This window comes from Streptomyces sp. P5F9, from assembly GCF_057961495.1.
Genome location: NZ_JBXVPZ010000390.1, coordinates 1 through 9,395, shown reverse-complemented (window position 1 = coordinate 9,395; position 9,395 = coordinate 1). Strand labels below are relative to the sequence as shown.

9 protein-coding genes and 3 pseudogenes are annotated in these 9,395 nt (G+C 68.2%); 4 read left to right on the top strand and 8 right to left on the bottom strand.

Translation table 11 applies throughout. From position 1 onward, the window contains the following. A pseudogene (locus AC31A1_RS39625) lies at window positions 1-163 on the bottom strand (triacylglycerol lipase); the annotation flags it as partial. 160 nt (window positions 164-323) lie between these two features. Then, a complete protein-coding gene (locus AC31A1_RS39620) occupies window positions 324-1,055 on the bottom strand; it encodes an alpha/beta fold hydrolase (RefSeq protein ID WP_489657927.1) in 732 nt (243 codons plus the stop codon). A 63-nt stretch (window positions 1,056-1,118) separates the two neighbouring features. Between AC31A1_RS39620 and AC31A1_RS39615 the strand changes: the two genes are divergently transcribed. Continuing rightward, window positions 1,119-1,745 carry a TetR/AcrR family transcriptional regulator gene (locus AC31A1_RS39615; RefSeq protein ID WP_489657926.1) on the top strand — a complete coding sequence of 209 codons (627 nt, stop codon included), beginning with the start codon at window positions 1,119-1,121 and terminating at the stop codon, window positions 1,743-1,745. 22 nt (window positions 1,746-1,767) lie between these two features. Then, window positions 1,768-1,845, top strand: a pseudogene (locus AC31A1_RS39610) (VapC toxin family PIN domain ribonuclease); the annotation flags it as partial. A gap of 24 nt (window positions 1,846-1,869) precedes the next feature. Here the strand turns inward: AC31A1_RS39610 and AC31A1_RS39605 are convergent. Further along, the gene (locus AC31A1_RS39605) at window positions 1,870-2,274 is read right to left on the bottom strand and encodes a winged helix-turn-helix transcriptional regulator (RefSeq protein WP_489657925.1); all 405 of its coding nucleotides are present in this window, start codon (window positions 2,272-2,274) and stop codon (window positions 1,870-1,872) included. A 93-nt stretch (window positions 2,275-2,367) separates the two neighbouring features. Between AC31A1_RS39605 and AC31A1_RS39600 the strand changes: the two genes are divergently transcribed. Both AC31A1_RS39600 and AC31A1_RS39595 read left to right on the top strand, forming a co-directional pair. Continuing rightward, a complete protein-coding gene (locus tag AC31A1_RS39600; RefSeq protein ID WP_489657928.1) occupies window positions 2,368-3,249 on the top strand; it encodes an SDR family oxidoreductase in 882 nt (293 codons plus the stop codon). A gap of 647 nt (window positions 3,250-3,896) precedes the next feature. Beyond that, window positions 3,897-4,710: pseudogene (locus AC31A1_RS39595) on the top strand (alpha/beta fold hydrolase). Window positions 4,711-4,779: 69 nt separating this feature from the next. On the opposite strand, the gene cutA reads toward AC31A1_RS39595, so the two are convergent. The 5 genes from cutA to AC31A1_RS39570 form a co-directional block, all read right to left on the bottom strand. Next, on the bottom strand, window positions 4,780-5,112 hold the full coding sequence (gene cutA, locus AC31A1_RS39590; RefSeq protein ID WP_489657924.1) for a divalent-cation tolerance protein CutA: 333 nt from the start codon (window positions 5,110-5,112) through the stop codon (window positions 4,780-4,782). A 321-nt stretch (window positions 5,113-5,433) separates the two neighbouring features. Continuing rightward, on the bottom strand, window positions 5,434-5,568 hold the full coding sequence (locus AC31A1_RS39585; RefSeq protein WP_489657923.1) for a hypothetical protein: 135 nt from the start codon (window positions 5,566-5,568) through the stop codon (window positions 5,434-5,436). Between the two features lie 317 nt (window positions 5,569-5,885). After that, a complete protein-coding gene (locus tag AC31A1_RS39580) occupies window positions 5,886-6,698 on the bottom strand; it encodes an ISAs1 family transposase (RefSeq protein ID WP_489657922.1) in 813 nt (270 codons plus the stop codon). Window positions 6,699-6,875: 177 nt separating this feature from the next. Beyond that, window positions 6,876-7,583, bottom strand: a complete 708-nt coding sequence (locus AC31A1_RS39575) for a hypothetical protein (RefSeq protein ID WP_489657921.1) — start codon at window positions 7,581-7,583, stop codon at window positions 6,876-6,878. A 1,010-nt stretch (window positions 7,584-8,593) separates the two neighbouring features. Next, window positions 8,594-9,395 (bottom strand): alpha/beta fold hydrolase (locus AC31A1_RS39570; protein ID WP_489657920.1); only part of this gene is annotated, 802 nt, incomplete at its 5' end.

Sequence of the window (9,395 nt, the reverse complement as noted above, 5' to 3'; positions counted from 1 at the left end):
GGGTGGTGGGCGGGTTGTAGAACTCGGGGATGGTGACGCCTCTGGAGACGACCTCGTCCGCGGCGGTGGCGGGGCCGGCGGTCGTGAGAGCGAGGGCCTGGGCGGTGAGGCAGGCGGCGGCGGTGATCGCGGCGGCGAGCAGGTCTCGTTTGCGTGAGGGCATGCGTGCGGGCATGGCGAACCTCCTGTGGAGCGGCCGTCCGGAGAATGGTTCGCCTGGAACTTACCTGTGGGTAAGTTACTCGTGATACCCGTCGGTAGGTTACGTTTCGGTAATGTGACTGACTGTCAGCCGATTCTGTGAGCGGGTTGTCAGGCGGCCGTCACCCCGCCGCCGTCGCAGCGGCCACCAGCTCCAGGAACCCGGCGACGGCCTGCGGCTCGCTGACCATCAGATCGTGACCGGTGTCGATGTCCCACAACCGACCGGCGGCGCGCGCGGGTTCGAGGTCGGCCGGATCGCGGTACGGAAGCGTCGACGTGCATACGATCTGGGACTGCGGAAGCGCCCGCACCCCCGCCTCGTCGTGGAGCCGCAGCGGCTGGTCGAAGCACTTCCACGGATGCGGCGTGATCTTCGGCGCCAGCCAGGCGATGTCGTCCGGATCGGTCAACCCGTAGGAGGGCATGGGCCCTTCACCGGGGAAGTTGACGAGCTCCACTCCGTCGACCACCCTCCCCATGGCTCGCGACGCGGCCATCAACTCCGGTGCCGGTTCGGCGAGGGACTGCCCGTTCGCCAGGGTGGCCGCGTCCAGGTAGACGAGGTGAGCGACGCGGTCGAGGGCGCGGTCGGCGGCACCGGTGATGACCATGCCGCCGTAGCTGTGCCCGACGAGGATGACGTCGAACAGCCCCTCGAAATGCAGGAGTTGAACGACATCTTTGATGTGGGTGTCGAGATCGACCCCGGGCGTGAGCAGATGAGCCCGCTCGCCGAGCCCGGTAAGCGTGGGGGCGTAGACGTCATGACCGCTCGCCCGCAGGATTCGCGCGACGCGCTGATAACACCATCCGCCGTGACTTCCGCCGTGCACGAGAACGTACGTGGCCATGCGGCACTCCTATCCAACAACTGTCGGATAACCGTCAGGTGTTGGGGAGAATACTGTTACCGCATGCCGGCGCAACCCCCCGAAGGTCACGGAGTTCCCGACCCCCGCGTACTCCGCTCCCGAGCCGCCCTCGAAGCGGCCCTGCGCGACCTGGTCACCGAACGCGACCTGCGCCAGATATCCGTCGCCGACCTCACGAAACGCGCCGGCGTCAACCGCTCGACGTTCTACGAGCACTACGCCGACGTCCACGACCTGGCGGTGGCGGCATGCACGTCGACGTACGACGAGTTGGTGGCGGTAGCCCCGATCCCGCACGGTCAACTGACCCCGGACGGCGCCCCGTTGCCGAACCCCATGCCGGCCCTGTTCGCCCATGTGGCCGACCACGCCCCTCTCTACCGAGCCCTCCTCTGCGACGAGGGCAGCGCCCGCATGATCAACCACCTCCTCCAACGGATCACCCTCGCGGCCCGCATGAGCCGAGGTCTGGGCGCCGGTGAGGAGGCTGCCGCGGACGACATTCCGCACGACCCTGTCTCCGCCTTCCTGGCGGGCGCGGTACTGGGCACGATCATCGACTGGCTACGACGTGACTGTCCGGGGACGCCGGAGGAGATCGGGGCTGCGATCTGGCCGTATGCGGTGGCTTGCGCGGAGGTGTTGCCGGGGGTGGGGCGACCCGCGTGACCCCCGGCCGTGGTCCGCCCGCCGCCGCGACTTTCGGGCCGTACGCCCACTGGGCAGCCACAAGGCGTTCCGCGTTGTGCCCGACGATCTCCCGCTCTGACCTGGGGCTGCTCGGCGGTCGTGTTCAGGCGGAGGGCGAGTGCGCCGACGTAGGCCTCTGTCCCGCTTCGTCCGCCGACAACCGCCGCGTGATCCGGTCGAACAGTTCCGACAGCGGCTCGCCGATATCCCGGCCGAACTCCGTCAGTCCGTACGTGACTTGGGGCGGGGTCGTCGGTTCGACCTCGCGCCAGAGGAGGCCGTCCTGGACCAGGGTGCGGAGGGTCTGGGCGAGCATCTTCTCGCTGATGCCCTGGATGCTCTCGCGGAGTTCGTAGAAGCGGAGGCTGTTGTGGCGCAGGGAGATCAGCACCCAGACGCCCCATCTGCTGGTCACGTGGTCGACCATGTCGCGGGCGAGGCAGTCCGTGTGAAACACCTCATACCGCGGGCCCGGCTCGACCCCTGTCTCCTGCACGCCTTCCGTCATGTTATGAGCTTACCTCGGGGTATGTCCTTACCAAAAGTTAGCCAGGCTCCTAGCGTGAAGGCCGTAGAAGTACAGGCGACAAGGGAGCTGAACATGATCGTGGTGACAGGGGCGACCGGGAACATCGGCCGGCCGTTGACGCGGGCGTTGGCCGAGGCGGGGCAGCAGGTGACGGCGGTGTCGCGGCACGCGCCGACGGCGAAGGCGACGGCGAAGGTGCCGGCGTCGGTGCCGGAGTCGCTGCCGGACGGTGTCCGCCATGTGGTCGCCGATCTCGCCGAACCGGCAGGTCTCAAGCCCGCGTTGGCCGGAGCGAAGGCACTGTTCCTGCTGCTCTCCGGCGACCTGCACGCCACCGGGGCCAACCCGGCCGACATCATCGCCGTAGCCGAGGCGGCCGGGGTCCGTCGGGTCGTCCTGCTCTCCACACAGGGCGTGTCGACCAGGCCGTTCGGCGCGACGCGGATCGCGATGCGCGCGCTGGAGGACGTACTGCGGGGGTCCGGCCTGGAGTGGGCGGTCCTGCGGCCGGGCGGCTTCGCCTCCAACGCCCTGTGGTGGGCCGAGTCCGTCCGCGCGCAAGGGGTCGTAGCCGCGCCCTTCGGCGACATCGGCGTGCCGATCGTCGACCCGGCGGACATCGCCGAGGTCGCGGCGGCCTGCCTGCTGGACGACCAACACACCGGCGGCATCTACGAGTTGACCGGCCCGGAGGTGATCACCCCGCGCGCGCAGGCGGAGGCCATCGCCGCCGCGCTGGGTTCGCCGGTACGGTTCCACGACCTCACCCGCGAGGAGGCCAAGGCCGCCATGTCCCAGAGCATGCCGGCGGAACTCGCCGAGGACACCCTGACCATCCTCGGTTCCCCCAGCCCGGCCGAACTGCGCATCAGCCCGGACATCGAACGGGTCCTCGGCCGCGCCCCGCGCCCGTTCGCGGACTGGGCCGCGCGCCATGTGGACGCGTTCCGCTGATGCCGGCCCGGGACGTGCCCTGAGCGCGTGCTCTAGGGCCTGTCCGGCGGATCAGGTCGCAGGAAATCGGCGGTGCCTGATCAGCGCCGGTGAGCGGGGCGTGGCGCGTGCAGCTGCAAGGCGGAGGAGGGAGTCGACGCGGAGCGTCGGCGACCGACGACAACGCCGCAGATGGGCGTGCCACGCCCCGCGTCTGCGGCATGATCCGCCGGACAGGCCCTAACCCCGGCCGCGCAGAGCCTGCGCGAGCGCGCTCATGCTGATGTCGACGATCGCGCCGAGCTGCTTCCCGCTCGCCCCGGCCCTGCTCATCACGGCCGGCGACTGGTTGACCGCCGTGATGTGGATGGCGTGGTCCTCGGCGTCACCTCGCTCAACTCCGCGCCGTGCAGGACGGTTTGGAGCCGCGCGCGCTGCATCCCTACGGCGTCGATCGCGCGCGCGGCGATGGCGGGGCCGAGGACGGGCGTCGCCATCGCGGTCTGGGCGACCAGACAGCCGTCCGGTACGGCGGGGTCGGCGATGCGGTGCAGGGTGACCTCGAAGAACGCCCGAATCGCCCGCAGGGGCTCCCCGGAAGTGCCGGAGGAAAGCGCCTGCTCCTACCTGGCTCGATACCGGAGGGCGTACCGGTCCAGGCACCGCAGATAGAGCGACTCCTTGTCGGTCGCCGAACGAGGAGTAGAGGGAGCTCCGCCTCTGTCGCCGGTCTGTCGCTGCGCGACCTCCCCGGCTTCGCCCACCGCTGGGTCGACGCACAGGGAATCCAGCCGCACGCCGTGGAAGGCGGCAGCCCGAGCGCCCCCACGATCGTCCTGCTCGCCGGATTCCCGCAGAACTGGTGGGCGTGGCACAAGGCGATGCCCCGCCTCGCCGAACGCTTCCATGTGATCGCGGTCGACCTCCCGGGCCAGGGCCACTCCGACCGTCCCGAAGAGGGCTACGACACCCACGCCCTCGCCGCGCGCGTCCAGGCCGCGCTGACCGCGCTCGACGTGCCGAAGTACTGGCTCGCCGCCTACGACATCGGGGCCTGCGTCGCCTTCTCCCTCGCCCTGAAGTACCAGGACCACCTCCACGGCGTCGCCCTGCTCGACGCCGGGATCACCGGAATCACCCTCTCGGACAGCATCCCCACGGACCCCGAACGGGCCTGGAAAACCTGGCACTTGGCCTTCCACCTGGTCCCCGAACTCCCCGAGACCCTGATCACCGGCCGCGAACAGGCCTACGTGGGCTGGTTCTTGAGGACCAAGACCCTCTCCCCAACCACCTTCGACGCCACCGAAATCAACTACTACGCCGCCTCCATCGCAGCCGAGGGAGGCCTCCCTCAGCCCCTGGGCGAAGAACGTGACCGGTGTGGTCGTCCCGGACGCCGGGCACTGCATTCCGGAAGAGCAACCGGGTGCGGTTGTGGGGGCGTTGGGCGCGTTCATCGATCACGTGGGTGTCGGGTAACGAGCGGGTTCGGGAACTTGGCCGGCAGAAGGTGGCGGCCTGAGCGGACGAAAATCCGTCTCCTGGATCTCAGCCCGCCGCCCCGCCCGAAAGGAAGTTGTCCAGCCACCGCAGATAGTCAGCAGATCCGGCGACGATCGACACGGCCACGATCTCGGGGTTGTCCCACGGATGCCGCTCCAGCAGGTGCGCTTCCAGCCGGTCGTAGTGATCAGCTCGCGTCTTCAGCAGCAGCTGCCATTCCTCCCCGGTCCCGAATTCCCCGAGATGCCAGAAGGCCGAGATGACAGGGCCGATGACCTGGGCACCCGCGGCCAGTCTCAACGACACCGCCGACTGGGCCAGTTGGACGGTTGCTTCGCGGGTCGCCGTCGCCGTGGACACCTGGAGGTAGTCGGTCATGGGCGCGAGGGTATCCCCGAGAGTCCACGGTGCCGTAGACCCTCGCCCGCCTCAACCAACGGCCCCTCCCAACGCCGCGACAGTCCCGCTGTGTTGGTTGGCCACCGGCCAGATACCCCGGCGCTGCAGTCAGCCCCCGAGGCCAGGTACCCCCGCTGGGAATCTCCCCGAGGGGCTCAAGAGCCGTACCCGTGATCCGGAACGCCGCCACCGCGTCGGCAGCCCGGTTGGTGACCCAGACGTACTCTGCCCGCAGTCCGAAGTCGCGATTCCGCGGGTGCCGGTCTTGGCGTCGGTGAGTGGCCTTACGTCCGGCGGCAGTTACTTGCTCGCGGCGTGGGCGGAGTTGGGCACCGCCGGTGAGGAGGTGGTCGTAGGCGTGAAGAGCTTCGGCGGCCCGGAGACGTACCTGCGGGGCTCGACGACGACGTACACACAGGAGCCGATCTTCTTCACGACGGGGCGTCTCCAACACTTCGGCATCGGTGTACTGCTACAAGAACTCCGTTTCGGCGGCGGGGTATTGCGACGACTTCACGGTGGTGAAGCTGCCGTAGCAATGCCAACCAACGCACAACCTCTGGGTTCTATGACGAGGGTTGTGCGTTGTGGCGTTGCGCGTCGAGGGGCGGGTCCGTTGTCAGTGCCTACGACTATGGTCGCAAGCGCGCGGCCGGCTTCCGGGGGTTCCAGCTCCGTAGGGAATGGTTGCATCCCCGACCTGTCCGGGGGCGGCCCGGAGAACACGTCCGGGACCCAACCGGCGGTCGGGCTCAGCCGATGACCAAGCAGTGACCTGCCAGCGCCGGCCGCGTACGAGTTTGCCTCGGGGGCAGGTCTCTCAAAGGTGTTGCTTGCCCCGGCCGACAAGTCGGCTGATGGCATCGTGAGTTCGCGCCCTTCTCCTCGACCAGGAACCTCGCGTGGTCGGTCTGGGTCAGCAGCGCGTCCAAGGTCACCACCGAGCCGGTAAGGACCAGCGGGTCCAGCAGCGGCCGGAACGCGGTGATCTCGTTGCTCTTGGCGTCGACCTCGCGCTGGGCCAGCACAATGCCGTCGCCGCGCAGCGCGGACAGGAGGTGCACGCAGCGGCCGTCGGCGCGGACAGCGCCACGCAAGGATTTGCCGTCCACCGCGACCGCCGCCCGCACCGGGCGGGGCGGCGCATAGCGGGCCTGTTCGGCGGTAGGGGAGGCGTCCGCACGGGCGGTGAGCCAGCCGCCTATCGCCGCGTCGAGCGCGTCGCCGTCGATACGCTGCAGTACTCGACGCATGGTCGCCTCGCTGGGCGCCCGGTAGGGCCGGTCCGGATCGCGCAGCGTGGCCCCGCAATGGACAAGGAGCTGGTCAGAGGCATCAGCGGCCCACTCGGCGATTGCGGTCAGGGACTTCGCTCCGGCCAGGACCCCGCAGGCGGCCAGGGCCAGGACATATGACAGCGGGTGACGTCGGCCCCGAAGACAGCGCGTGCCGGGCAGGCGGCGCAACCGGTCCAGCAGATCGGGCAGTTCATCGGGGCGGTCCGGATCGGAGCCGGCGAGTTGGCCCGGCCCGGCGGCGATGGGCAATGCTGACGCAGCAGGCACGGTCTTCCGTTGTGGTGATCAGCGAAGTCGACACTCCATGATCACCGGGAGTCCTGACTGCGCGTCTATCTGCCGAACCATCACGAACCACGCATGACTGCCGTGCTGGCGTATCAGGCCGATGGCGACTCGCGACTTGCACAGCGCATTGTCGCCCTATCTCCACCCTGACCTGCGTCAGTTGGTCCCATCCTCGAAGTCCAGGTTGATGGGGTGAAGAGGGAGCATAGCCAGGATATCGGTCACTGGTACGTCGTCGCTGACCACCTCCAGCCGGACGTCATGCATCCACACCTGGCCGGTTCGCTGGATCAGGAGCCCGAAGTTGAGGTAGGCGCCAGCTTCGGGGACATCCAACACGATGCTGCATCTTCGCCAGTTCACAGTGCCAGAGATGCGTCGCTCCACGTTGTACATGTTGCCGAACGCGAGTGTCTTGTCAGTGGCGTCATCGACCCTGATCCAGAGACCCGCCCAGCTGGCTACGTCCCTTGCCTTAACCATTGCAGACAGCTCCACGCGGAAGCCTCTGTAGGCATCGGCCCTGATCGTTTGTAATAGGGATGCATAATCTGCAGCGCTTTGATGCGTGGAACGGATGAAGGCGCATGCACGTCCCGACTGGTGGATCTCGAAATCGATGCCGACCTCGTAGTATTCAGGTACTGATCCTGACACCCCCCACCCCTTCGGAAGGTCGTTTTCGGCGGGCACTGTTTGGGGACGGATGTTCGCCTCAGCAAGGATCTGAGTTGTCTCAGCCCGCGTCTTCTCCGTTTCCGCATCCAGCTTGCGGGCTTCAGCCTGTGCTTTCGCGCGCGTCGTCCAGTACGTCGCGAGAACGACGGCTACCCCGCCCGCCAGCGGGCCGAGCAGCCCGGCCATCCAAGTCCCCATATACCAAGCCCCATTCGACAGACGCGCGTCGTAGGCTCTCACCATCCGGCCAAAACTGGCCAGAGGAAGCTCTCTGTGTCCGGCTTGATCGCAGCGAGGCCCGGCCGCGGGACCTCATGTGACATTGCGCCGTGAGACTCAGTAAGTCGGGCCGACCGCGAGAACGACGAAGCCCTAGGGGAGTAAGGCAAGGCTCAATCTGCGTCGCCAGCGTGACGAGCCTTGGCGAACATTCCTGTCCGGAGCTGAAGCACCGCACCGAGCACGATGATCCCTAGCGCAATGGTGGAAACGACCATCCCCGCTCCAGAAGGCAAGCCGAGAAGTTTAGCTCCGCCGTCTAGGACGAAGCCGCCACCCATCGCCATCCGACCCCAACCAGCCCTATGCGACCGCGCGTACTCTGCGATTCCCCGGCTGTCGGTCAAGGTCAACACGCCCAGGACTATGACAAAGCAGCCAGAGCCCAGCATGATCCACGCAGACATGGCACCCCTCCGCGGGGAGGCTACTGCACGGGCGTGGCCTGCGGCCTGACGGTGCAGTAAAAGACAGGTACAGGCCCGTGCCAAGCCGCACCCGCTACTTTCCTCGACCCACCATCCACCCCAGCTCCCATCCCGTCTGCTCGGCTCTGTCTGGGTCGGTGGCAGACGGGATGGGAGCACCCCCGCGCACCCCCCTGCTCGCAGGCACTCGCGAACAGCGCTGGATCGCGTTGAGCGGAGAGCTAGGGCGGGACTGGGGGGTCTGCACCCACGCTGGCTCGGCGTTCGACGGGCGGGTCCGGTTCCGGTATGACGGGTGTGAGCTGTTCGTCAGTCGGGAGGGCGGTTCCTTCGGGTGAGCCCGGTTGGGTCCGGGTTGCGCGCGAGGTTCCTCTTCGGACTCGTATATCCCGGCGGGCTCCACGCGGCTCGGCTCCCATCGCCACGTACGACAGCCAGGGCCCAGGTCACTGACCCGGGCCCCGGCCGTACGTGGGGGCTGAAGCGACCTCAGTCCGTCTCCCCCGGCTTTACCACCGTGCTGACGAAGTCGCCGATCGCCCCCAGCGTCGCCCCCAGCGCCTCGATCTGCGGGAAGTGGGCCGCGTCGGGGATCGGGGCGAAGTGGCTGTTGGGGAAGGAGTCGGCGTAGCCGCGGCCGTACTTGAGGGGGGCTATGCCGTCCTCCTCGCCCCAGATGACCAGGACCGGGACCGTGACTCGGTGGAGGCGGCCGCGGAGCTTCGGGTCGTAGGTGAAGTGGTCGCCGCCGTAGACCGCGAGGGTCTTCTGGTTGGCGCCGGCCGCGGCGCGCTGTTCGTCGGTGAAGGAGGCGAAGTCGGGGCGGAACTCGGCGTTGGCGAAGGAGAGTTGGCTGACGTCGGAGGGGGCCATGGTGCGCGGGTCGACGACGCGGTTCTCGACCATGTGGGCGTGGACGCCGACCGCGTTCAGCAGGGTCAGGGCGCCGATGCGGCCCTGGTTGTCGCGGAGGGCCATCTCTGCCGCGATCCAGCCGCCGACCGAGTTGCCGATCACCATGACGCCCTTGAGGTCCAGCGTGTCGAGCAGGTCGAGGTAGGCGATGGCCAGGTCGGCGACCGTGTCGAAGCGTTCCGGGCGGGGCGTGCCGTCGAAACCGGGGTGGGTCGGTGTGACGACGTACGCGTGCTCGGAGAGGGCGGAGGAGATGCCGGCGACCGTGCGCGGACCTGCGCCGCCGTGGAGTACCAGCACGCCGGTGCCCTCGGTGTTCTCGCCGAACTCCTGGATGGTGACGGTGAGTCCGCCGGGGAGGGCGACCGTACGAGCG

What these genes read in the sequence shown, in the direction of transcription:
- AC31A1_RS39605 (WP_489657925.1), bottom strand. Translation starts at nt 2,274, where the DNA reads ATGACGGAAGGCGTGCAGGAGACAGGGGTCGAGCCGGGCCCGCGGTAT.
- cutA (WP_489657924.1), bottom strand. Translation starts at nt 5,112, where the DNA reads ATGACCGACTACCTCCAGGTGTCCACGGCGACGGCGACCCGCGAAGCA.
- AC31A1_RS39600 (WP_489657928.1), top strand. Translation starts at nt 2,368, where the DNA reads ATGATCGTGGTGACAGGGGCGACCGGGAACATCGGCCGGCCGTTGACG.
- AC31A1_RS39620 (WP_489657927.1), bottom strand. Translation starts at nt 1,055, where the DNA reads ATGGCCACGTACGTTCTCGTGCACGGCGGAAGTCACGGCGGATGGTGT.
- AC31A1_RS39615 (WP_489657926.1), top strand. Translation starts at nt 1,119, where the DNA reads ATGCCGGCGCAACCCCCCGAAGGTCACGGAGTTCCCGACCCCCGCGTA.
- AC31A1_RS39575 (WP_489657921.1), bottom strand. Translation starts at nt 7,583, where the DNA reads ATGGCCGGGCTGCTCGGCCCGCTGGCGGGCGGGGTAGCCGTCGTTCTC.